Source organism: Shewanella sp. FJAT-52076, from assembly GCF_019457455.1.
Lineage (GTDB): Bacteria > Pseudomonadota > Gammaproteobacteria > Enterobacterales > Shewanellaceae > Shewanella > Shewanella zhangzhouensis.
Genome location: NZ_CP080415.1, coordinates 50,001 through 73,974, shown reverse-complemented (window position 1 = coordinate 73,974; position 23,974 = coordinate 50,001). Strand labels below are relative to the sequence as shown.

The window sequence follows — 23,974 nt, the reverse complement described above, 5'->3', positions numbered from 1 at the left end:
TGTCTATAACTTCATAGTTTAAGTTCTCTAATCAGGACTAGAGGCAAAGCAGATGGCATTACGCATTTCAGAACTGGCAAACCGGCTGGGATTATCGCGCTCAACCCTGCTGTATTACGAAAAGCAGGGGCTTATTCGCGGCAAGCGGCTGGATAACGGCTACCGGGTTTACAGCGAAAAGGATGTGCAACGCCTGACACTGATCCAGAAGCTGCAGGCGGGTGGTCTCACCTTAAAAGAGTGCCTCGCCTGCCTCGATGAACGTATCGACAAGGCGCTACTGCAAGCCCGTCTTGCCGAGCTGGACGCCGACATTGCCCAAAAACAGGCCTCGCGCGCTCTGCTGGCAGCCCTTCTGGGCGAAGGCGATTTGAAAGCGTGGCACGAGTCCCTCACAAAAGAAGCGCCCGAGGCGCATCTGGACTGGTTACAAACCCAGGGCTTCAGCGAAAAAACGCCCTGCACCTGACATGGTTATCTAAAGATATGAACGAACACGACAAATTTATGGCCGACTTTATGCACATTTTCGCCCCACTGACACGTTGGGCGCCAGGCAGCAAGGCCGATACCTTAAAAGCATTGGCAGCAGTACCGCTGACACCGGCGCGCATTTTCGACATAGGCAGTGGTAAAGGTCTGGCGACCCGGGTACTCGCCAAGCACACCCGGGCCAACATCATTGCCATCGATAACGAAGAAGGCGCATTGACTGAGCTGCAACAGCACCTTCAGCACAGCGACCTGGCCAGCCGGGTCAGCACCCTGTGCGCCAGCATGACGGACATCCCACTGCCAGCGGCGAGCGCCGATCTGATTTGGGCAGAAGGCAGCGCCTACATCATGGGCGTTGAGCAGGCGCTCAAGTCATGGCGTAATCTTCTGGTCGATAACGGCGTACTGGTCCTCAGTGATCTGGTGTGGCTGACAGACGACAGAGCCCCTGAGGCGATTACCCACTGGCAGCAGGACTACCCCGCCATGACCACGGTCGAGGCGAGAAAGACGCAGATGCGGGCGGCAGGCTTTGACCTTATCGAGAGCTTCAGCCTGAGTAATGAGGCCTGGCAGAGCTTTACCGGCCCACTGGCTGCGAGGGTAGATGAGGTTTCCAAGCAGCTGGCAGGCTCGCAGGCGTTAGCCAATGTGCAGCGGGAGCTTGGTATTTTCAGTCGCTTCCTCGGCCAGTTTGGCTATCAGTTCTTCGTGCTGCAAAAGCGCGGTTAACATTTTTATCCCCAATCCCGCTTATGAGCAAATTTCCCCGCTGCGGAAATACATCAGAAGCGGGGAATTGGTTTACCAGGACAGGGCAATAGTCTACGCAGCAGCGTGAAGTCGCCCAGCCTGGATGCCTTGTTGGTGTTACCTCAGCGGTACAAAGATGTCGGTGATAAGGTCGCACTCGTCCACCTGGTGCACAAAATTCAGGTACTCGAAAAACAGCGGCGCTTCCCGAACGGTCTCGCCGCTGTGAGGCAGCCAGTCGCGGAAAAAACCGTAAATGCTGGCATCCATGGTGGCGTGGCTGCCGAGGTGGCGGATAACGGCGTAGCGTCCACCAGCGATTTCACCATTTTCCACGCCCTGCGGATTGGCCGGTACGGGCACATTAACGCTACCCGCCACTTTAAAGCGAAAATCCTCTGCCGCCATGGTGGCCGGATCGCCATTGGGGATGCCAAAGGTGCGCGAGCTGGCAATAGGTGACAGCCCGGTTTGTTTACGCCACTCGATAAAGCGCGCGCTGGTGTCCAGCACTCGGTGAGGGTTGCCCTTATGTTCCAGCCAGGCCACTGCCAGGCTTGGCATTTCAATCAATTTTATGTCCATATCGGTTCCTGTTAACCCTTGACGGGGCACTTTGATGCTGTCCATAACCGAGTGCAACTGCGCCCAGTCAGGTGTTTGTCGAAATGCCGAAGGGCTCAGGCCAAGCTCACGCTTAAAGGCACGGCTGAAAGCCTCGGCGCTGTCGAACCCGGCTTCCAGCGCGATGTCGAGCACCCGCATGGAATGTTCGAATCCGAGCCGGAACGACGCCCGTTTCAGCCGTTGCAGCTGCACAAAGCGCCCCAGTGGAATACCAAGCCCGGCCGCAAACAGCCGATGAAAGTGAAACCGCGACAAGTGACCCACGCGGCTCAAGTGGTCAAGGCTGAGTTCTTCATCAAGATGACGGCTGATGTAGTCACACACCCGCGCAAGCCTGGGGTCCAGCCCAGTTGGCAGAGTCTCTGCCAGGGCACTTTCAAGCTTTTCGGTTGCACTTGATGACATCTGTGGTGGCTTCACTTTCTGCGCTCGCTTCTCACTTCTCCAGGCTCCCTTGATATGACCCTTTCCAAAAAGGGTCGCATTTCAACGGCCCCAGTGTGCCAAATCCCTACTACCCATGCCTGACCGATATTGCTGAGTTTGCATCCAAACCCTCGCATGACCAATTACACACGCCATTCCACACCGGGGCACTCAGGCGAGAAAACACCGATACTCAGCAAAGCTCTCAGCAATAAGGTGATGATTCTTATCATCGATTTTCCTATATTGGCATTTTTTATTGTTATTTCGCCTCAAGCCAAAGTCGCACCCGGATAGTCGCAAGTGAAAAGTCTGTATCCGGGCCGGTACCACGCTGATTTCAGCCGTTCAACTGACCGAATTCTCTGGCAAAGGGGCGCAATTCACTTTAGGATCTGCCTGCATCTTGGGCACTGTCTTTTGGCAGCAGTTAGTGGAGTATCAATATCATGGGTATCAGAGCCATAGTCGTAGACACCGCCGGCACCACCACGGATCTCAACTTTATTCAGCAAACCCTGTTCCCGTACTCCGCCAAAGTCATGGCCGATTTTCTGCGCGAACAACAGCACAATCCACTGGTGGACTATTGCATCGGCGATGTGCGTGATATCGCCCTCGAAGCCGATGCCGACATCGAGCGGGTGGCCGAGATTTTGGTGCAGTGGATTGCCGAAGACCGTAAGGTCACGCCGCTGAAAACCCTCCAGGGCCTGATTTGGAAGCAAGGTTATGCCAACGATGAGTTCAAGGGACACATTTACCCTGACTTTATCGATGCCATAAAAATCTATCGCGCCCAGGGTTTGCGGGTCTACAGCTTTTCTTCAGGCTCTGTGGATGCTCAAAAGCTGCTATTCAGCCACAGTGACAGCGGCGATCTGACCGAGCTGTTCAACGGTCACTTCGATACCCGCACCGGCAACAAGCTCGACAAGCAGGCCTATGCCAACATTGTTAACACTATCAGCCTGACACCAAGACAGATCCTCTTTGTTTCCGATGTGGTGGAAGAGCTGAAAGCCGCCGAAGCCGCTGGCATGATCACCTGCCAAATGGTGCGCGAACCCTCTCAGCGCACCGGTAAGTACCGGATTATTCAGAGCTTCAGCGAACTCAATTTCGAGTGAGTTTATGCTCCTGAAAGCGCCCCGCACTGCGGGGCGTTTTTGTTGTTCTTGAGCACCGGGCAGACCCCTGTTAAGCTCGAATTTTGTTAAACAATCGTTTGAATTATGAAATCAGTCTCAGACCTCTGCAGCCACATCAGCAAAATCACCGTTGCCTGGGGCGAAATGGATGCCCTGCAACACGTGAACAACGTGGCCTATTTCCGCTACTTCGAAACTGCCCGCATCGGTTTTTTTGAACAACACTTCCCGCTGGAAAGCATGTATCGCCACGGTCTTGGCCCCGTGATCAGCGAAAACCAGGCCAGATACAAACGGCCCGTGACCTATCCGGACGTGTTGCATGTGGGTGTGCGCGTGACCGATATACACCCGGATCGCTTTACCTTGCACTACGAGGTATTCAGCGAGGCACAGCAGGCTATCACCACCACCGGCAGCTCCATTGCGGTGATGTTTGATTTCAAGTTGGGACGCAAAGCCGATATGCCGTCAGAAATGCTGGCAACGCTAAAAAATCTTTCAAAAAGCGAACCTTGATGGCTTGTGATTGTCTCACCCTTGATTACACTTGAGGTATTGCCGCGCAGACGGCAAGCAAACAATCACTTTATTATTGGCATTGCGCATGAAATCCAAATTGTTCAAGTACATCAGCCCTCTGCTGATGCTCGGCCTGCTCTCGGCCGCCAGTGCACAGGGTGCGGTAAAATCAGACGCCAAACCCACTCAGGAACTGGCTTCATACAGTGCACTCCTGGTCGATACCAAAACCAACGAAGTGCTCTATGCCAGTAACCCCCATCAGGTTGTTCCCATTGCCTCGATCTCCAAGCTGATGACTGCCATGGTGACCCTGGATGCCAAGCTGCCGCTCGGGGAAAAAATCGCGGTTGAAGTCAAAGACAATCCCGAGATGAAAAACGTCGTTTCCCGCATCCGTCTTGGCAGCACCCTGAGCCGCAAAGAAGCCATGTTGCTGACCCTGATGTCGTCGGAAAACCGTGCCGCCACTACCCTTGCCCACCATTATCCCGGCGGATATCAGGCCTTCGTGAAGGCGATGAATACCAAGGCCAAGGCGCTGGGCATGACCAATACCCGTTTTGTAGAGCCCACTGGATTGTCGGTACACAACGTGTCTACTGCCGCCGACCTGGTGAGGCTGCTCAAGGCCGCGCAGGATTACCCTCTGCTGGGCCAGCTATCTTCGACACCGAGTAAGTCGGTAACCTTTGGCAAGCCCAGATACAGTTTGGCGTTTTACAACACCAACCGACTGGTCAATAAAGACAACTGGGACATTCGCTTAACCAAAACCGGTTTTACCGATGCCGCCGGACACTGCCTGGTGATGCTGACCAGAATGGCCAAACGGGATGTGGCCTTTGTGGTGCTCGACTCTTTCGGTAAACAAACCCACCTCGGCGATGCCGGACGCCTGAAAAAATGGCTCGAAACCGGCAAGGTCAGCCCACTGCCTGACTCCGCCAAAACTTACAAAGAACAACGCAAGCGTGAGCGTAATAACAAGGCATAACATGGATGCTGTGATCCACGATAAAACCAATCAGGTATTTTTATTAGCGGCCAACGGCGTGGAAGCCAGGCTGGAGTATCACCGCCAGGGTGACAGTATCGACTTCAATCGCACCTTCGTTCCTCCTGAGCTCAGGGGGCAAGGTCTGGCCGAAAAACTGGTCCGTTACGGGCTGGAATGGGCCAGGAAGCAGGGGCTCGACATTCACGCCAGCTGTTGGTACGTTCAAAAATTCCTCTAAGACATGCAGTTGAAGGAAGCCCAATGCCAATACATCTGGTGGCAGCCAAAGATTTCGTAACCAATGACTGGGCCGGTGGCAGCACGACTCAGCTGCTTATCCATCCCAAAGGCAGCAGTTTGGCTGCCCGGGACTTTGAATTCCGCCTGAGCTGCGCCCGGGTTGAACAATCCGGTCAATTCAGTGATTTCAGTGGTTACGATCGCCTGCTGCTTGTACTGGACGGTGCCATGAAGTTAAGCGGCAGCGCCCTGTCCGAAGCCCGGGTTCAGCACGCCGATAGCAGTCCCTGGGACTTCGATGGTGGTTTGAGTGTGCATGCCGAACTGACAACGGCAGTAGTGGAAGACTTTAACCTGTTTGTGCCCAAGGGAAGGTTGAAATTGGCAAGCCGGCAACAACTGGCTGAACATCAGCGCTGGCATCAGGCTGCCGAAGAGGGCGCGAGTGTTTACGGTGTGTTCCTGCGCCGTGGCCAGGTCAACATCGGAGACATCCAACTGAACAGCGAACATCCGCTGATAATTTCCTCTACGCCGCTGAATCTACTCGCCGAAACGCCGAGCGATCTGGTGGCGTTCGCCATTGGTTGCCGCTTTCCGCAGCCCTGATATCGCTCCCGGGACCAAGGGATTGGTCTGGTGTGGGTTCCCCTCAATCATAACGCCGTATCTGACGGAATTTTTGCTGCCAGTAGCCGTTATCGAGGGTGGAAATTATCACGCCCTGACTGGTCGATGCATGCACAAAGCGCCTGTCCCCCAAAGAAACCCCAACGTGCCACAGTGTCCAGCCGGTTTTGAAAAACACCAGGTCGCCACTTTGGATCTCATCCTCTGATACCCTGCGCCCCAGGGCCAGTTGATCTTCTACCGTGCGGGGCAAACTCAGTCCGGCAAGGTCACGATAAACCAAAAAGCTGAAAGCGGAGCAATCGACACCACGCTTATTCATGCCGCCAAGACGGTAAGGCACGCCCTGCCATTCACTGTAGAACGCCAGGAGCCGCGCCTGAGACAACGGCTGGCTTACCTGGGCCGCCACGGGCGACTCTTGCTCGGGGCGAGAGCTGCAGCCAATAACCACAATGGCCAGCAGCATGCATGCAACTCTCCTGACCATGGCGGCGTTCATTTGCCCCAATCGCCTACTTTTTAGGGCGGAATGGCTTAATAACGGACTCATCGCATTCCAGGAAAGGGCCGTCCATCAAATCGATACAGTAAGGAATAGCCGGAAACACCGCATCCAGGCATTCACGAATGGACTTGGGCTTGCCGGGCAGATTCACTATCAGGGTATCATCCCGCAGACCTGCCGTTTGCCGTGACAGAATGGCGGTGGGTACAAATTTCAGCGACTCTGCCCGCATCAGCTCACCAAAACCCGGCATCATACGATGACAAACGGCCTCGGTGGCCTCCGGTGTCACATCGCGTTTGGCGGGGCCAGTTCCACCTGTGGTGACAATCAGGCAGCAACCTTCATTGTCTGCCAAATCAATCAGGGTCGCCTCTATGTCTGCCTGCTCATCCGGTATCACGCGATACAGGCTTTCCCATTCGCTGGTCAGGTAGGCATTGAGGGTTTCGATAATGGCTTGACCCGACAGGTCTTCGTAAATGCCTGCGCTGGCGCGGTCACTGACGGTAACAATCCCGATTTTGGCTTTGGCCATGTGAGCTTCCTTCTGGCGAGAAATGGCTGCCGGTACGGCAACTTAACAGTTGCCTAAAATAGCATATTCGGCAGCACACCCAAGTTTCTTGGCCAAATAAGACGACCAGGGTCAAATTATGCTGTCTGCGATTGGCTTTGTTCCAGAGTACGCTGCAATACATCGACAAATTCCGCCTGATGCGCTTCAAGGTACGCCCAATCCAGGCTGCGGGCGGCCATTTCCATGTCTTTGGCAACATCGGCCAGTGGCGACATACACAAATTGCCCGCAGCGCCCTTGATGGCGTGCACCGCAGTGCGTACCGCTGCGAAGTCCCTGCGGCCCATGGCGTTCTCAAAGGCCTCGAGGTACACCGCCATTTCTTCGGCAAATACCTTGAGTATGTCACCCAGCAGCTCACCGTCGCCGGACATCAGCTCAAGGGCGCAGTGGCGGTCAAACAGTATGGTGTCTGCCGACAGAGGGCTGGACGGTGCACAGGATGCGCTGTCGAGGGGAATATAACGCTCGAGCACTCTGGCTACCTCTGCCTGGTGCAATGGTTTGGCGATATAGTCATTCATACCTGCCTCAAGGCAGGTTTCCCGATCGCCTTTCATGGCATTGGCTGTCATAGCCACAATTTTGATATCTTTAAACTTCTGTCCTGCCTCACCTTTTCGAATTGCCTGGGTCGCCTGATAGCCATCCATTTCCGGCATCAGACAATCCATCAAAATGAGGTCGTATTGCCGATGTTGCAGTGCCGCCAGTGCCTGTAACCCGTTGGTGGCCACCTCCACATGCTTAAGTCCCAGGTTTCTGAGCATGCCAAGCGCAACCATTTGATTAACTTTGTTATCTTCCACCAGCAGTATCTGGGCCGAGTCTGAAAACAGGCCTACTGTAGCATCAGGCCGTGCGACCTCGTTACCATCACGATCGCTTAATATGTCCACCAGTTTAAGTGCCTGCATAGGCCGGCACAGATAGTGACAGCTGCTTAAAATTGCCGGGGCCAATCCAATCTGTTGCCTGTGGGAGATGATGGCTAAAAACTTAAGCCCTTTTTCGGTGGCGAATGCCGCCGTCTTTTGCAGCTCTTCCGTGATGGACACCAGATGCCCTGGTACCGAATAAATGAGCCAATCCGCAGCCCCCAGTGCCGGCGCCTGTTCCAGATGCGTATTGGATTCCAGAAGTACCGGCCTTAACTGCCATGAATCGAGTAATTCGAACAGCATTCGCTCAGAGGCACCAAGCTCGCCCGCAAGCAAAGGGGCGCGGCAATTCAGCGCAGGCGGCCACTCAGCGCCTGACGCTGCCTCTGACTTAAGCCGTAAATGAAACTTGAAAGTACTGCCGGCATCTTCGGCACTGATGACCCGAATACCGCCATCCATAAGCTCACACAGCCGTTTGGCAATTGAAAGCCCAAGCCCTGTGCCGCCGAAATGGCGAGTAGTCGTAGAATCAGCCTGCGTGAAGGGCGAAAACAGGGCCTCCTGCTTGTCTTTGGAGATGCCGATTCCGGTGTCTTCAATACTCACCATCAGAGACACACCATTTGCGGTATCTTCAGACGCCTGAACCCGCACCGCTATCCAGCCGACCTCAGTAAATTTAATGGCATTACTCACCAAATTGACCAAAACCTGCCTTATTCTGCCTGGGTCGCCCCGCACCCAGCGCAGATGGACACCAGAAATGTCCAGCAGCAGCTTCAACCCTTTGGCTTCGGCGCGAATGGCAAAAGGCTGAACAAAATCATCCAGTAATTGAATGAGATCGAATGGCACCTCTTCGATTTCAAACTTGCCTGACTCAATTTTTGAAAAGTCGAGAATATCGTTGAGCAGGGTCAATAACGATTCCGCACTGGTGGAAGCCACATCCAGATAATGTTTTTGCTGGATAGACAGCTCGGTTTTCTCCAGCAAAGAGAGGATCCCAAGCACGCCGTTCATGGGTGTGCGAATTTCATGGCTCATGCAGGCAAGAAAATCGGCTTTTATTCGGGACGCTGCTTCAGCCTTTTCTCTGGCCTCCACCAGGTCAGCGTTTTTATGTTCCAACTCCAACGCATAAGACTCAATTTTTCGCTCATTGGCTTTGATGAGGGTCAGGTCTTCCACACAGGCAAAAAAACCTACGACGTCACCGTCCGAGGTCACATCAGGGACATAGGTGGCCTGGAAATATTTGTCGTCAACTTCAGCGTCGAAAACTTGTTGTTTCCCCTGCAGTGCCTTCATTTGATAAGGCACTATCAAATCTTCAACCTTAGGGGGTAGCACCTCTGCCACTGAGCGACCTAAAACCTCCGACTCACTCTTGCCAAGCCAAACCAAATAGCGACGATTGATAAAACGGTAGCAGCGCATGGCATCCACATAGGCCAGTTGCACCGGAATTACATTGATAACGGTATCGATATACCGTCGCGAATCTTCAAGCTCTTTGGCCTGCGCGATGCGCTGACGAGCAGAGGCGTTATAGCTTTCAACCAAGAGTCCCAATTCATCGTCGGATTTGAGCACGAGTTCCGCTTGGGGATCGGCTTCTATCTGACGTCGAATGGCGTTAATGGGCCCAAGGACCACCTTCTGTTGCACCAAGGTGTTGATGAACAGCAACAACATAAAGCCTAACGACTGGATCAGAATGAACTCCATCAACCCTTTTTGCGCCGCCTGTTCAAGGGCGGCAGGATCATAAGCGACATAAAGCACAAAAGGTCTCAGTCGCTGGCGTTCCGGAGAAATAAGGTACAGGAGTGCGGTTTGGTGGATCACACCGTCTTTTTCCAAAAAGGGATCGTCGCTGTTTTTAGTGCGTGTGTTACTGATGAGTTGTTGAACCTGACTGCCAAAGGCCTCGGCCACTGTACGGCCAATGTACTCAGCCTGATTATCGGCGGTAATTTTTTCGCCTTCGATGAGACTGAGGCGGCGAATGGACTCCTTGGTTGATAATGCGCCCATTACACGCTGCACATCGCCGCGATTGGCTTTGGTTTCAAGCGCCAGGTTCAAACTATTGACCAAATCGGCCATCTCGTGACGGGCAACTTCCCGAATTCGTTCACGTACATCGTTTTGATAATAGAGTCCCACCAGCACGCACACGCCTATAGCAAGCAACGCCGTAGCCATATTGAGCTTGTAGCCCAGACTCTTTCCCCCACCAAACCACTTCATCAATGGCTCCCGGAAACGTCAAACATTCCAATAACGTGGCTACAGTCACTCTCCAGCACATCAATCCTCCTTAACGTAGTGCACACGGATCTTGCCATGTTTTCCAATCCGGCAATGTCATTGAAAAGCGCCTGATTTTCTGTGAAATCCAACAAGTGAATATCACCGAGTACCTGCCTGAATTCGTCGGGGGGGATGCCCTCTCGCCGTGCCATGATGGCAACCGCTTCGGTAGGATGCTCACGAACATAATCCAGCGCCTGCTGCCATACCGCTCTGAGCTTGGGAACAAAGTCTGGGTGACGGGCAAGTGCTTCAGCGGAAATCGACAGTGTATCGAGGATCTCGCCGGGAATTTCCTTGGTGGAAAACACCTGATGCACCCCCTCTTGCTTCATGGCAGCCAGCGAATAAGGCGGATAGGTAACCATAGCGTCGATAAGGCCAAGCTGTAAGTGGCGGGGACCGTCGCCTTGCTCCACATTCATTACCTTGACATCATCCAACGTCAGGCCGTTGGCAGCCAGGGCCCGTGCGAGGATAAAAATACCCAGCGAGCTCACCTCACAGCCTATGGTTTTACCTTTCAGCGAAGGAATGTCGCCATACTCTGTTTTGGCGAGTATCACATCGCCACCGTCAGAGTAGTCTGCCGCCAACACCACCTTGACCGGCTTTCCACCAAACGCCTCCACCTGAACCGCCTCAATCATAGTGCTGGTAAAGCCAGCGACCCTGCCGGACAAATAGGCTCGCTGGGCATCAGACAAAGTCGCCACCTGGACAAATCCCACATTCAGCCCCGCTGCTTCATAAAAGCCTTGTTGCTGAGCCAGGTAAAGCACCTCGTATCCCGGCCAGGGATTAATAGCGATGATGATTTTCTCCTTGGGCTCACTGCACCCGAGTGACAGCAAAGAGATCATCAGCAACAGACAAATTCTTCCCATGCCTCGGCACCCCGTTAATCAGTCGACACCTTGCTCCGCAGGAGCGACGCCTCAGCCCGGCAACACACAACACAATTTCGGCCTTGGGTTTTGGCGCGGTACACACCGTCATCGGCCAACACCAGCAGATGAGAGAAATCGGCGTTATAGGGGCTCGCCTCTACCAGGCCAAAACTACCCGTTACCCGAATACCTTCCGGTTCCAGCGCCTCCAACAGGCTTCGCAGATGCTCTATCTTGGCGGCCGCGCTGTCGAGGCTGCAATCCATCAGTATCACAAACTCTTCGCCGCCCAGACGGGCAACCACATCTTCTTTGCGGGTATTGGCCGCCAGCAATCGGGCAACAGCAATGAGGACCTTATCGCCCATATAGTGTCCATAGCTATCATTTACCCGCTTGACATGGTCCACATCCAGCAAGACCACCGTCATGGGATTGCGATGGCGCGCCACCTTGGCTAAACGCTGGGATGCACATTCAATCAAAAAATGACGGTTATATAACCCGGTGAGCTGGTCGTGCATTGCCATCGATTGCAGCCTGTCTCGCTGCTGCTTAAGCTGTATGTGGGTATAAACCCGGGCGCGGACAATGGCTGGCCTGATTGGCTTGGTGATGTAATCCACGGCTCCGAGCTTAAGACCAAGCTGTTCATCAGCATCCGAATCTTTGCCTGTCACGAAAATAATGGGGATATCAGTGGTCGCTGGGTCACTCTTTAATGCCTTGCAAACCTCATAACCATCAAGGTCAGGCATTATCACGTCCAGCAGTATCAGGTCAGGCTGAGGCTCGCTGCGGGCAAGTTTCAGACATTGGGCGCCGCTGCTTGCCTCACGAATTTGGTAAAGTCCTTTGAGGCTCTGGCCCATTATCATCAGGTTGGTTTTAACATCGTCAACGACGAGTACGGTGTAAGGTTCCATCATCTCAACTGTCTGCTCCTGAGCTGCATCCCTGTTACTCCCTGTCTGAAAAAGTGTAGCAGCAGAAAAAGATCCCAATGGGTAAACGCCTTTATTTTATTGGGAAAATGCCAATTCAGGACGCAAAACCACAGCGAAAGCATGGCTATATACGTGTTCGCATAACGCCAGTGCCCAGAAGATGAGTTAAATGAAAGCAGGCCAGGCTGGGGCAGAACCCATAGGCCGTACATTTCTGGAAACAATGAGTCACACTTAAGGTATCCGTCACCGCACCTGCCGACGTTGTGTGCGGAGCAAATTTAATCTTTTAAATCAGATGGATAAATTTAAGGAAAGGAAGGAATCGCAAAACCGCTTAGCTGTTTTAACTGGTTTGCTCAATGACTCGCGGCTGAAGCAATTAAGGGCTCGGGGTCCATTAAGCAAGAGCTCCTTCACGCTGAAATGAATACACATAGACAACGGTAAGACTTAACAAAAGAATCAGAGGCTTCGCTACTTGCTAATGGCCGACACAGAAAGAAGGGAAAACCGTTAAACGGCCTCCCCTGCGGCATGACCTGAGCTCCATGCCCATTGGAAATTGTAGCCGCCGAGCCAGCCGGTAACATCTACCACTTCACCAATGAAATAGAGTCCCTTACATGCCTTGGCTTCCAGCGTTTTGGAAGAGAGCTCGTCGGTACAGACGCCCCCCAGAGTCACCTCGGCGGTACGATAACCCTCTGTGCCACCGGGAGCGATGGACCAGTTGGCAAAATAGTCGGCCATGGCCTCGACTTCTGCCTTGGAAAGCTGGTTCAGTGCCTTATCCGGGATGGCTCCAATCTCCTGTAGCCGTTCAACAAGCCGTTTCGGCAGCAAGCGGGATAGCGCATTCTTAATTGACAATTTAGGCGATTCAACACTAATTGTTTTGTACCAATCGACAAAATTCAGTCCGGGCAACAAATCTATGTAGACAGCTTCACCCGGCTTCCAGTATGAAGAGATCTGCAATATGGCAGGCCCGGAAATCCCTCTGTGGGTGAAAAGCAGCGCCTCTGAGAACGACTGACCAGAAGCCGAGGTAACAGTCACCGGCAAACTCACCCCGGCCAGACACTCAAAGTGGCTCTTGTCTTCCGGCTGAAGAGTAAAGGGCACCAAGCCGGCAGTGGTAGGCAGCACCCGCAAACCAAATTGCTGCGCCAGCTTGAAACCAAAGGGGGTAGCACCAAGCTTTGGCATGGACAAGCCACCGGTGGCAATTACCAAAGACTCGCAGCTGTAGTTACCTTCACTGGTGTGCAGTTCGAAGCCGGTTTCCTTTTTGCTTACATTAAGCACCTCGGTACGCAGCTGAATCTTCACACCTGCCCAGTCACATTCGGTGGTCAACATCTCCACTATCTCTTTGGCCGACTCATCGCAAAACAGCTGGCCAAGGGTCTTTTCGTGGTAGGCGATACCATGGCGCTCCACCATGGCAATAAAGTCCCACTGGGTGAAACGCGCCAGCGCCGATTTTACAAAGTGTGGGTTGGTGCAGAGGTATGCCGCTGCTTGGGTTTGCAGATTGGTGAAGTTACAGCGCCCACCACCACTGATAAGAATTTTACGTCCCAGCTGTTTGGCGTTGTCCAGCAGCAGCACATCCCGTCCACGGTAACCCGCCGTCAGGGCACACATAAGCCCCGCGGCACCCGCGCCGATAATGATGACCTGATGATGCTTGCAGTCTGACATCCGCCTGTTACTCCCGGACATAAAAAAAGGACGCCAATTCTAGCATCCTTTTTCGGGCTCAGTACGGCTTTTAATCGGCCGCAGCGGTCTCGGATTTTTTCTCTCGGGCCAACAATTCTTTGGCGGCATCCAGCGGGGATTTACCCTGATAAAGTACCGCGTAGATTTGCTCGGTGATGGGCATCTCTACACCCAGACGCTTCGCCAGGGTGAAGACTTCCTTGGTGTTGCGATAACCCTCAACCACCTGGCCGATCTCGGTCTGGGCAGTATTCACGTCACAGCCCTTACCCAGAGCTAAACCAAAGCGACGGTTGCGAGACTGGTTATCGGTACAGGTCAGCACCAGATCCCCAAGGCCGGCCATCCCCATAAAGGTAGCCTGCTGGGCCCCCAGAGCCTCGCCGAGGCGACTTAGCTCAACCAAGCCACGGGTGATGAGTGCGGTACGGGCGTTGGCACCAAAGCCAATGCCATCACTCATACCGGCGCCGATGGCAATCACGTTTTTTACCGCACCGCCCAGTTGCAGGCCGATAAAATCATCGTTGGCATACACACGAAGACGTTTGGGACTGTGGAGAAGCTCCACCAAATCAGCGGTAAAGCCAGCATCTGTGCCGGCAACCGATATTGCCGTTGGCAATCCGGCGGCCAGCTCTTTGGCAAAAGTGGGGCCGGACAGCACCGCCAGCGGGAAGGCATCGCCCAATGCATCACGGGCGACATCCTGCAGCAAACGACCGGTTTCGGGCTCAAGGCCTTTGGTGGCCCATACGATACGGGCATCGGTACGGAGCAATGACTTGGCCTGACGCAGCACATCCCCAAACACATGGCTCGGAACCACCACCAACACGTTGCGCGATGCGGCCAGCGCATTGCCTAAATCGGCTTCCATCACCAAACAATCGGGGAAGCTTATTCCGGGCAGGAAGGCGGCGTTACAGCGCTCACGGCTCAGGGTGTCGATATGCTCTGGGTCATGGCCCCACAGCAAGGTCTTGTGTCCGTTACTGGCCAAAGAAATGGCAAGGGCGGTGCCATAAGAGCCCGCCCCCAGTACCGTAATATCGGCAGTGTCTTTCATCGCTTGTTACGCGTTGACTTCTTCAGTCTGCTGAGCGGCAGCAGCACGCTGTTGCACGTACTGGGCAAACAGAGCATCAAAGTTTACCGGCGCCAGGTTGAGCTGAGGGAAGGTACCGCGAGAAACCATGCTGGCCACAGACTCACGGGCATATGGGAACAGGATGTTGGGGCAGTATGCGCCCAGAGAATGGGCCAGCTGCGGCTCAGTCAAACCACCGATGTGGAAAATACCTGCTTGCTGAACTTCACACAGGAAGGCAGTTTCATCGCCGTTTTTGGCAGTCACTGTCAGAGACAGAACCACTTCAAAGATGTCATCAGCCAGCTTGGTGCTGCGGGTATCCAGATCCAGCTTCACTTCTGGATTCCACTCTTTCTGGAATACGGCTGGGCTGTTTGGTGTCTCAAAAGACACGTCCTTGGTGTAAATACGTTGAATGTTGAACTGTGGGGCTTGTTGTTCGTTATTTGCTACTTCAGCCATAATTTCCTACCTATCAATCAATTTGTTAAGTCGGCTTTTCATTGAAGCCATATAGTTATGGGCTGGGCTTTTGAGGCCGCAAAGGATCTCAGTACCGTCCCGGTTCAGATCTTGCCAGCTAAAAAAACTTCAAAAGCCTTTGCCGACTAAAAGGGTAACTGATGTACCCGCGAGAGCGACGTCAGTGTCGCTCCCAAATCAACCTGTGGTGCTCTGTGCTTAGCGCTTTTTCACCGGCAGGTTGGCCGCTTGCCAGTCACCCATACCGCCTTTGAGGCTGTATACCTGCTCAAAACCTTGGGCAACCAGTAACTGTGCCGCCTGAGCAGACGTCATGCCAGCGTTGCATACCAATATAATGGGGCTCTTCTTGGCGCTTTCAAGGGCAGAAATCTGATTATTTTTGATTTCTGACATGCTGATGTTCATCGCATCGACGATATGACCTTTGCGGAATTCTTCTTTGCCGCGAACGTCTACCACCTTGGCGTTTTGTTTATTGACCAGCTGAACCAGCTCCTGGGTGCTGATGTGCTTCACCTTGGAAGTCATAGACTTAACTGTTGTAATGATCACAGCTAAAAACAGACCCAGCCAAGCCAGGCTGAGCATGGGGTTTGCCCTGAAAAACTCGATGTATTCTTGCATGATATTCCGTCTGTAAGGATACCTGAAACAATGTGGGCAGAGAGTATACCATCAAGACACCAGAATGCAGCAAATCGCCCCGGCAGTCAGTCAATAAGCCCGCCTCTTTCACAAAATCCGCCGATGGTCGCAATCGGGGCAAATGCCTTTGTCCCCCGGGGACTGTCGTAGTAATATTTGAACAATTTTCCGATTCCAACACTTCTTCCAATTATCAATTTTGAGGTTAACTCCAAGATGACAGCCAAACGTCCTCTGGCATTACTGATCCTCGATGGCTGGGGCTATCGTGAAGATCAGGAAAGCAATGCCATTTTCCACGCCAACACTCCGGTGCTGGATAACCTGAAAGCCAACTACCCCAACGGCTTGATCTCTGGTTCCGGCCACGACGTGGGCCTGCCCGATGGCCAGATGGGTAACTCTGAAGTAGGTCACATCAACCTGGGTTCAGGCCGAATTGTGTATCAGGAACTGACCCGCATCAGCAAGGCCATTGAAGACGGCGAGTTTGACCATAACTCTGCCCTGTGCAAAGCCGTGGATGCCGCCATCGCCGCCAATGGTGCCGTCCATATCATGGGGCTGCTGTCACCCGGTGGCGTTCACAGCCACGAAGAACACATTGAAGCCATGATCCGCATGGCAGCCAAGCGCGGTGCCACCAAGGTGTATCTGCATGCCTTCCTCGATGGCCGGGATACACCACCACGCAGCGCAAAAGGCAGCCTGGAGCACTTCTCTGAGCTGTTTACCTCACTGAACGTGGGGCGCATTGCCTCTATCGTTGGCCGCTACTTTGCCATGGACAGAGACAACCGCTGGGATCGCGTTGTGCAGGCCTACGACCTCATCACTCAAGGCAAGGGCAAGCACTCGGCCACCAATGCCGTCGATGCGCTGGAAGCGGCTTACAGCCGTGACGAGAACGATGAGTTTGTCGCGCCCACTGCGATTGTGGATGACGCCGGCGACAGAGTGAGCCTGAACGACAATGATGCGCTGATTTTCATGAACTTCCGTGCTGACCGAGCCCGTCAAATCAGCCGCAGCTTTACCGATCCCGCCTTTGCCGGATTCGAGCGTGCCGTAACGCCAAAAACGCACTTTGTGATGCTGACGGAATACGCCGGCGACATTCAGGGCGATATCGCCTTCCCGTCGGAGGACCTGGTGAACACTCTGGGTGAAGTACTGCAAAACAGCGGCAAGACGCAGCTGCGCATCTCCGAAACCGAGAAATACGCCCACGTCACCTTCTTCTTCAATGGCGGCAAAGAACAGCCATTCGAAGGCGAAGACCGTATCCTTATTAACTCGCCCAAGGTCGCAACCTATGACTTGCAACCCGAGATGAGTTCAACAGAGCTGACGGATAAATTGGTGGAAGCGATTGAATCTGCTAAGTATGATGTCATCATCTGTAACTATCCCAATGGTGATATGGTCGGACACACAGGTAACTTTGACGCCGCCGTTAAAGCCTGTGAAGCCGTAGATACCTGTATTGGCCGCGTGGTAGACGCGCTGACCAAAGTGGGGGGTGAGTGTCTTATCACTGCCGACCACGGTAACGCCGAGCAGATGAGTGACCCATCGACGGGTCAGGCACATACCGCCCACACCAGCGAACTGGTACCCTTTATTTATGTGGGAAGGAATGCCAGCATCGCCGAAGGTGGTCGTCTGAGCGACATTGCACCCACCATGCTGAACCTCATGGGACAGGACATTCCGGCAGAAATGACCGGACGTGTGCTCATTACCATCAAAGAGTAAGCCATTTGTCACAGCACTTACTGTGGAAAGCCGGCGTTATCGCTGGCTTTCTTTTGCTATCCCCGCAGCTCCAGGCCGATGATCTGGCGCGGCGTCAGGCCGAGCTTAAATCACTGCAAAGTCAGATAGAAAAACAGCAAAGTGCACTCAAGGACACCAGTAAACAGCGGGAAAAATTGCAGGGTCTGCTTAAAGAGGATGAGCAGGCCATTGCTAAAGTCGCCAAGGCCATGGCTCTCACCCAGGCGAGCCTCAACGAAGTTGATGGTAAACTAGAAGGCCTCAAGAGCCGCAGCAAAGCGCTGAACGCCCAGAAGGCGACTCAACAGGAAACCCTCTCCAAACAACTGGCAAGTGCCTACCTTGCCGGAAACCACGATTACACCAAGATGCTGCTGAGCCAGCAAAACCCTGCCACCATAGAGCGGATGTTGGCCTATTACCAGTACCTCAATAACGCCCGCATCAAGGCCATCAATGAACTGAAGCAGACCATGGATGAGCTGAGACAAAACCATGCGCAGCAGCTTGATGAGCAAGAAAAGCTCAGTCAGCTAGCAATTGAGCAGCAAGCTCAGGTGAAAAAGCTGGAATCAGAGCAGGCACAGCGCCAGGCAACACTGAAAGAGCTGCAAAAAACCTTAAGCTCTCGCGGCGCCGAACTGGAACAGCTGCAGATAGAAGAAGCCAGCCTTAAACGGGTATTGGAACAGGCCGTGAAAGCAGTTAAGGCAAGTCCAAAACTCATAGGCTTGGGTGACCAGCGAGGCAAGTTAAACTGGCCAACCAAGGGGCGATTAAGCGAAGCCTTTGGCAATCCCCGTTCAGGACAAATTAAGTGGAAAGGCGTGCTGCTGTCTGCGCCGGAAGGCCAGAGCATTACCGCGATTTCAGATGGCAAAGTCATCTACGCCGACTGGCTCAAAGGTTTTGGTATGGTGCTGGTACTTGATCACGGTCAGGGCTATATGAGCCTGTATGGCCATGCACAAGCACTGCTTAAAAGCCCTGGCGACACCGTCAACAGCGGCGAAACCATTGCACTGGTAGGACGTTCCGGTGGTCAAACTCAGCCTGGCCTATACTTTGAAATAAGGCACAAGGGGCAGGCTGTCGACCCGGCAAACTACTGCAGGCGTTGATATCAGGCTCCCACTGAACAGGGGGCCTTTATGAAGCAGTTCATCCGTTATCTCGGCGCTACGGTCTTCGGTTTGGCGCTGGGCATTTCTGTCAGTCTCTCCGGGCAGGAAAACGCCCGCTCGGTGCTCAGCCAGTATGACTACCCCTTGCTGGTAGACATTATGGATACCATTGAGACCTACTATGTAAATCAGATAAGCAGGGATGAGCTCATCGAAGGCGCCATTGAGGGCATGTTCAAAAAGCTCGACCCCTATTCGGGCTATCTGTCTCACCAGGATCTTATCAATATCCGCGATACTAATCGGGGGGAATATTTCGGCTACGGCTTCGAAATTGCTTCTGACGATAACCTCATCCGTATTGTGTCGCCTTTCTCCGACTCCCCCGCTGACAAAGCCGGCATTATCGCTGGCGATACCATTATCGCTGTCAATTCGCACCTGGTGACTGAGATGGACCTCAATGCCGTGCTGGCCGAAATCCGCTACCACAGCCTGAATGACCTGCCGATCACACTGACATTGGAGCACAGTGACAGACTCAGCTATCAGGTCACGATCAGGCCTGCGACCATTTCAGTTGCTTCTGTGCAGGGACGTTGGTTAGAAGGTGATATAGCCTACGTACGACTCACCAGCTTCCAGGACAACACCACAGAGGACTTGGTAAAACAGCTCAGCCAATGGAAATCCCCCAAGGGACTTATCCTTGATTTACGTAATAATCCGGGTGGTTTGTTGGATCAAGCCATCAGAATTGCGGACTTGTTTCTGGCAAAGGGGCGCATAGTCTCAACCTCAGGGCGTTACTTCGATGCTAATTCTGACTACTTCGCCTCGCCACAAACCCTGATGACCAATGTGCCCATGATGGTGCTTATTAATAAGGGTTCTGCCTCGGCTTCGGAAGTATTGGCTGCTGCGCTGCAGGAAAATGGCAGGGCTCTGCTTATCGGTGAGACAAGCTTTGGCAAAGGCACAGTACAAAGTCTTATCCCCACCCTCAACATGGACAGTGCGATAAAGCTGACTATTGCCCATTACAACACCCCAAAAGGCCATGATATTCATGCCAAAGGGATAGAGCCTGATATTAAAATTGCCGCTCAGAATACTGTTAAAGATGCCGCTGATATGCCTATAATCGGCTCAGAACAACGTAAAACACAACTTGAAGATCAGACTTTGGCATCGGCCATCGCCTGGATTGAAAACCAAAAATAACTACATAATAACGATAACTTAGTGCGCTATTTGATTGGTTTGCTGCTTGCAGCAGGGATGTTTACAGCCCAAGGGGCACAGCTGGCTATCATCATCGACGATATCGGTTATCGTCATACCGATGAGGATGTCCTGTCACTTCCAAAAGATATCACCCTTTCCGTAATTCCATCGAGCCCTCTCGGCGTCAAACTTGCCAGCAAAGGACATCAAAGGGGCCACGAGATTATGCTCCACCTCCCAATGCAATCATTGAACGCCAGACCTTTGGGTCAGGGCGGGCTTACCAGTGATATGGATGAACAGGATATTAAACGCAAAGTGGATGATGCCATAGTGAGAATTCCCTTTGCCAAGGGGGCAAACAATCACATGGGCAGCATGCTGACACAGCTCGACAGCCATATGCTGTGGGTGATGGAGCGGCTGAAGCACAACAATTTGTACTTTGTCGACAGTTTAACGACCAGGTACAGCAAAGCCGGGGCCAAAGCCGAACAGATGGGTGTGCCATTGCTCAAACGCCACGTGTTTCTTGATAACGACACCAGTAAACGCGGCCTGGAAAAGCAATTCAAACTTATGATGGAGCAGGCTCATGAGCAGGGATTTGTGGTGGCTATCGCGCACCCTCATCCTGCAACGGTAAAGTTCCTCAAAGCCAACCTTCACAGACTCAGGGATGAAGGGATCAACCTGGTTCCGACGTCTGAGCTGCTGCCATATCGCCTGGCGCAACAACAAGGGACTAGCCCAGCTGTAAGACTGAAATAGTCGAGTCCGGCAACAACGCCAACAGTTCTTCCCTGTTGGTCACTATATCCGCCAACTGGTACTGATCAAGAACAGCCAGATACGCCTGCACCGCATTGGCCAATACTCCCTTCAACTGGCACGCTGGCAACAATCTGCAAACGGGTTTGCTGCAATTGATCGGGGCTAATGAATTCTCCAACTCCCGCACCAATGCACCAAGGTTTATTTCAGCGGCGGGCTTGGCAAGCCGAAAACCGCCAGCCTTGCCCCTGACAGTCTGCAAATAACCGGCTTTACCCAGATGATGAATAATTTTGGATACATGGTTGGGCGACAAATCAAATACTTCAGTGATCTCGGCAATCCGGAACAGGGCAGTCCTCTCAGGTTGAACAGCCATATACATCAGGGTGCGAATCCCAAAATCCGTATAGCGGGTCAGTTGCATTTAGCTCACCTACAATCAGCTGGTTTGTGTCTCAAGGGAAGTAATAATCCAAAGTGCTTCGGCATTGTTGCTGCCACAGACATCTGTCGTGGCTTTAAAGTCACTACAGACGTCAGGCCTGTCGGCGTGGCCGAAGATAAGGCACAGGTTGTCATCGCTTAGCTGCACACAACGCACACCTGCGGGCTTGCCATCCGGCATTCCCGGAATGGGGCTACTGATAGAGGGGGCGATACAGCAAGCACCACAACCCAAACGACATTCCACTTCCGTTTCTCCGATTATACCGCTGAAAGTCAATTCACTCAGTTCTGAACCGCAATAGTGCCAACTGCCGCACGCAATTGAAATAATCGAGCGGTAAAACAAAAGCAAAAAGGCCACCCTATCGGGTGGCCTCTTCGACTTATTAGGCGCTTGGCAATGACCTACTCTCACATGGGGAGACCCCACACTACCATCGGCGCTGCTCCGTTTCACTACTGAGTTCGGAATGGGATCAGGTGGGACCAGAGCGCTATTGTCACCAAGCAAATTCGTTATGTCCCCGCTTCTCAGCAAGAACATGCAATTTAGAAAGCTGTTTGAGTTATCACTTCAATCAAGTCTGGTTTCTTCAAGACTATCTACACCATCTGAAACCCATCTGGGTTGTATGGTTAAGCCGCACGAGTCATTAGTACAGGTTAGCTCAACGCCTCACAACGCTTACACACCCTGCCTATCAACGTCCTGGTCTCGGACGGCTCTTCAGTGGACTCAAGGTCCAAGGGAAGACTCATCTTGGGGCTCGCTTCCCGCTTAGATGCTTTCAGCGGTTATCGATTCCGAACGTAGCTACCGGGCAATGCCATTGGCATGACAACCCGAACACCAGCGGTTCGTTCACTCCGGTCCTCTCGTACTAGGAGCAACCCCCCTCAATCTTCCAACGCCCACGGCAGATAGGGACCGAACTGTCTCACGACGTTCTGAACCCAGCTCGCGTACCACTTTAAATGGCGAACAGCCATACCCTTGGGACCGACTTCAGCCCCAGGATGTGATGAGCCGACATCGAGGTGCCAAACACCGCCGTCGATATGAACTCTTGGGCGGTATCAGCCTGTTATCCCCGGAGTACCTTTTATCCGTTGAGCGATGGCCCTTCCATGCAGAACCACCGGATCACTATGACCTACTTTCGTACCTGCTCGACGTGTCTGTCTCGCAGTTAAGCTGGCTTGTGCCATTACACTAACCACACGATGTCCGACCGTGTTTAGCCAACCTTCGTGCTCCTCCGTTACTCTTTGGGAGGAGACCGCCCCAGTCAAACTACCCACCAGGCACTGTCCCTAGTCCAGATTCATGGACCGAGGTTAGAACACCAACACTACAAGGGTGGTATTTCAAGGTTGACTCCACGAGAACTGGCGTTCCCGCTTCAAAGTCTCCCACCTATCCTACACATGTAGGGTCAATGTTCAGTGCCAAGCTATAGTAAAGGTTCACGGGGTCTTTCCGTCTAGCCGCGGGTATACGGCATCTTCACCGCAATTTCAACTTCACTGAGTCTCGGCTGGAGACAGCGTGGCCATCATTACGCCATTCGTGCAGGTCGGAACTTACCCGACAAGGAATTTCGCTACCTTAGGACCGTTATAGTTACGGCCGCCGTTTACCGGGGCTTCGATCATGAGCTTCTCTTGCGATAACCCAATCAATTAACCTTCCGGCACCGGGCAGGCGTCACACCGTATACTTCCTCTTGCGAGTTTGCACAGTGCTGTGTTTTTGATAAACAGTTGCAGCCACCTGGTATCTGCGACTGCCGTCAGCTCGGGGAGCAAGTCCCGTCACCAACAGCAGCGTACCTTCTCCCGAAGTTACGGTACCATTTTGCCTAGTTCCTTCAGCCGAGTTCTCTCAAGCGCCTTGGTATTCTCTACCCGACCACCTGTGTCGGTTTGGGGTACGATTCCTGCTAACCTGAAGCTTAGAAGATTTTCCTGGAAGCATGGCATCAACCACTTCGTCACCGTAGTGACTCGTCATCAGCTCTCGGTATATATGTGCCCGGATTTGCCTAAGCACACTACCTACCACCTTAAACACGGACAACCAACGCCGTGCTGGCCTAGCCTTCTCCGTCTCTCCATCGCAGTTAGCAGAAGTACGGGAATATTAACCCGTTTCCCATCGACTACGCCTTTCGGCCTCGCCTTAGGGGTCGACTCACCCTGCCCCGATTAACGTTGGACAGGAACCCTTGGTCTTTCGGCGAGGGGGTTTTTCACCCCCTTTATCGTTACTCATGTCAGCATTCGCACTTCTGATACCTCCAGTGTGGGTTACCCCTTCACCTTCAACGGCTTACAGAACGCTCCTCTACCGCGTACACGTTATCGTGTACACCCGTAGCTTCGGTGAATTGCTTAGCCCCGTTACATCTTCCGCGCAGGCCGACTCGACTAGTGAGCTATTACGCTTTCTTTAAATGATGGCTGCTTCTAAGCCAACATCCTAGCTGTCTAAGCCTTCCCACATCGTTTCCCACTTAGCAATTACTTTGGGACCTTAGCTGACGGTCTGGGTTGTTTCCCTTTTGACGACGGACGTTAGCACCCGCCGTCTGTCTCCCGGATAGCACTCTTTGGTATTCGGAGTTTGCAAAGGGTTGGTAAGTCGGGATGACCCCCTAGCCTTAACAGTGCTCTACCCCCAAAGGTGTTCG

At 53.0% G+C, this 23,974-nt stretch carries 21 protein-coding genes, 2 rRNA genes and 1 pseudogene (1 of these 24 running past the window's edge); 10 read left to right on the top strand and 14 right to left on the bottom strand.

Going from position 1 to position 23,974, the window contains the following annotated elements:
* The first annotated feature begins 52 nt into the window (after positions 1-52).
* Positions 53-1,227: pseudogene (locus K0H79_RS00340) on the top strand (MerR family transcriptional regulator).
* A 138-nt stretch (positions 1,228-1,365) separates the two neighbouring features.
* Here K0H79_RS00340 and K0H79_RS00335 read toward each other — a convergent pair.
* Positions 1,366-2,280, bottom strand: coding sequence for a GyrI-like domain-containing protein (locus tag K0H79_RS00335; RefSeq protein ID WP_258405443.1), 915 nt, complete (start codon positions 2,278-2,280; stop codon positions 1,366-1,368).
* A gap of 470 nt (positions 2,281-2,750) precedes the next feature.
* On the opposite strand from K0H79_RS00335, the gene mtnC reads away from it, so the two are divergent.
* The 5 genes from mtnC to K0H79_RS00310 all read left to right on the top strand — a co-directional run bounded on the left by mtnC (position 2,751) and on the right by K0H79_RS00310 (position 5,823).
* A complete protein-coding gene (gene mtnC, locus K0H79_RS00330) occupies positions 2,751-3,431 on the top strand; it encodes an acireductone synthase (RefSeq protein ID WP_220066254.1) in 681 nt (226 codons plus the stop codon).
* 105 nt (positions 3,432-3,536) lie between these two features.
* On the top strand, positions 3,537-3,971 hold the full coding sequence (locus K0H79_RS00325; protein ID WP_220066253.1) for a thioesterase family protein: 435 nt from the start codon (positions 3,537-3,539) through the stop codon (positions 3,969-3,971).
* Between the two features lie 127 nt (positions 3,972-4,098).
* A complete protein-coding gene (gene pbpG, locus K0H79_RS00320; RefSeq protein ID WP_408733378.1) occupies positions 4,099-4,971 on the top strand; it encodes a D-alanyl-D-alanine endopeptidase in 873 nt (290 codons plus the stop codon).
* A gap of 1 nt (position 4,972) precedes the next feature.
* The gene (locus K0H79_RS00315; RefSeq protein WP_220076947.1) at positions 4,973-5,212 is read left to right on the top strand and encodes a GNAT family N-acetyltransferase; all 240 of its coding nucleotides are present in this window, start codon (positions 4,973-4,975) and stop codon (positions 5,210-5,212) included.
* A gap of 23 nt (positions 5,213-5,235) precedes the next feature.
* Positions 5,236-5,823: a HutD family protein gene (locus tag K0H79_RS00310; protein WP_220066250.1), complete on the top strand. Its 588-nt coding sequence runs from the start codon at positions 5,236-5,238 to the stop codon at positions 5,821-5,823.
* A gap of 43 nt (positions 5,824-5,866) precedes the next feature.
* Here the strand turns inward: K0H79_RS00310 and K0H79_RS00305 are convergent, their stop codons facing one another.
* The 9 genes from K0H79_RS00305 to K0H79_RS00265 form a co-directional block, all read right to left on the bottom strand.
* Positions 5,867-6,313 (bottom strand): NlpC/P60 family protein, encoded by a 447-nt coding sequence (locus tag K0H79_RS00305; protein WP_220076946.1) that lies wholly within the window; start codon positions 6,311-6,313, stop codon positions 5,867-5,869.
* Positions 6,314-6,359: 46 nt separating this feature from the next.
* The gene (gene mog / locus K0H79_RS00300; RefSeq protein ID WP_220066249.1) at positions 6,360-6,890 is read right to left on the bottom strand and encodes a molybdopterin adenylyltransferase; all 531 of its coding nucleotides are present in this window, start codon (positions 6,888-6,890) and stop codon (positions 6,360-6,362) included.
* 116 nt (positions 6,891-7,006) lie between these two features.
* Positions 7,007-10,072 (bottom strand): ATP-binding protein, encoded by a 3,066-nt coding sequence (locus tag K0H79_RS00295; RefSeq protein WP_220076945.1) that lies wholly within the window; start codon positions 10,070-10,072, stop codon positions 7,007-7,009.
* On the bottom strand, positions 10,072-11,022 hold the full coding sequence (locus K0H79_RS00290; protein ID WP_220066247.1) for an ABC transporter substrate-binding protein: 951 nt from the start codon (positions 11,020-11,022) through the stop codon (positions 10,072-10,074). Before K0H79_RS00290 ends, K0H79_RS00295 begins: the two co-directional genes overlap by 1 nt.
* Positions 11,023-11,036: 14 nt before the next feature.
* Positions 11,037-11,954 carry a diguanylate cyclase gene (locus K0H79_RS00285; RefSeq protein ID WP_220076944.1) on the bottom strand — a complete coding sequence of 306 codons (918 nt, stop codon included), beginning with the start codon at positions 11,952-11,954 and terminating at the stop codon, positions 11,037-11,039.
* Positions 11,955-12,488: 534 nt separating this feature from the next.
* Positions 12,489-13,682 carry an NAD(P)/FAD-dependent oxidoreductase gene (locus K0H79_RS00280; RefSeq protein ID WP_220076943.1) on the bottom strand — a complete coding sequence of 398 codons (1,194 nt, stop codon included), beginning with the start codon at positions 13,680-13,682 and terminating at the stop codon, positions 12,489-12,491.
* Positions 13,683-13,752: 70 nt separating this feature from the next.
* Positions 13,753-14,772, bottom strand: a complete 1,020-nt coding sequence (gene gpsA, locus K0H79_RS00275; protein ID WP_220076942.1) for an NAD(P)H-dependent glycerol-3-phosphate dehydrogenase — start codon at positions 14,770-14,772, stop codon at positions 13,753-13,755.
* A 6-nt stretch (positions 14,773-14,778) separates the two neighbouring features.
* A complete protein-coding gene (gene secB, locus K0H79_RS00270; protein ID WP_220066243.1) occupies positions 14,779-15,258 on the bottom strand; it encodes a protein-export chaperone SecB in 480 nt (159 codons plus the stop codon).
* Between the two features lie 219 nt (positions 15,259-15,477).
* Positions 15,478-15,906, bottom strand: coding sequence for a rhodanese-like domain-containing protein (locus K0H79_RS00265; protein WP_220076941.1), 429 nt, complete (start codon positions 15,904-15,906; stop codon positions 15,478-15,480).
* A gap of 237 nt (positions 15,907-16,143) precedes the next feature.
* Here K0H79_RS00265 and gpmM point away from each other — a divergent pair, with 237 nt between their 5' ends.
* Genes gpmM through K0H79_RS00245 form a run of 4 tightly spaced genes read left to right on the top strand, consistent with a single transcriptional unit; the run spans position 16,144 to position 20,828 of the window.
* Positions 16,144-17,685: a 2,3-bisphosphoglycerate-independent phosphoglycerate mutase gene (gene gpmM / locus K0H79_RS00260; protein ID WP_220076940.1), complete on the top strand. Its 1,542-nt coding sequence runs from the start codon at positions 16,144-16,146 to the stop codon at positions 17,683-17,685.
* Between the two features lie 5 nt (positions 17,686-17,690).
* Complete coding sequence (locus K0H79_RS00255; RefSeq protein ID WP_220076939.1) at positions 17,691-18,827, top strand: murein hydrolase activator EnvC; 1,137 nt, start codon at positions 17,691-17,693, stop codon at positions 18,825-18,827.
* Between the two features lie 30 nt (positions 18,828-18,857).
* Entirely contained in the window at positions 18,858-20,054 is a 1,197-nt protein-coding gene (locus K0H79_RS00250; protein ID WP_220076938.1) for a S41 family peptidase, read from the top strand.
* 21 nt (positions 20,055-20,075) lie between these two features.
* On the top strand, positions 20,076-20,828 hold the full coding sequence (locus K0H79_RS00245) for a divergent polysaccharide deacetylase family protein (RefSeq protein WP_408733362.1): 753 nt from the start codon (positions 20,076-20,078) through the stop codon (positions 20,826-20,828).
* Here K0H79_RS00245 and K0H79_RS00240 read toward each other — a convergent pair.
* The 4 genes from K0H79_RS00240 to K0H79_RS00225 form a co-directional block, all read right to left on the bottom strand.
* Complete coding sequence (locus K0H79_RS00240) at positions 20,803-21,258, bottom strand: Rrf2 family transcriptional regulator (RefSeq protein WP_220066238.1); 456 nt, start codon at positions 21,256-21,258, stop codon at positions 20,803-20,805. The two genes, K0H79_RS00245 and K0H79_RS00240, sit on opposite strands and share 26 nt — an antisense overlap.
* A gap of 15 nt (positions 21,259-21,273) precedes the next feature.
* Positions 21,274-21,525 carry a YkgJ family cysteine cluster protein gene (locus K0H79_RS00235; protein ID WP_220076936.1) on the bottom strand — a complete coding sequence of 84 codons (252 nt, stop codon included), beginning with the start codon at positions 21,523-21,525 and terminating at the stop codon, positions 21,274-21,276.
* Positions 21,526-21,673: 148 nt separating this feature from the next.
* Positions 21,674-21,789 (bottom strand): 5S ribosomal RNA (gene rrf / locus K0H79_RS00230).
* 124 nt (positions 21,790-21,913) lie between these two features.
* Positions 21,914-23,974, bottom strand: a 23S ribosomal RNA gene (locus K0H79_RS00225); it runs 833 nt beyond the window's last position.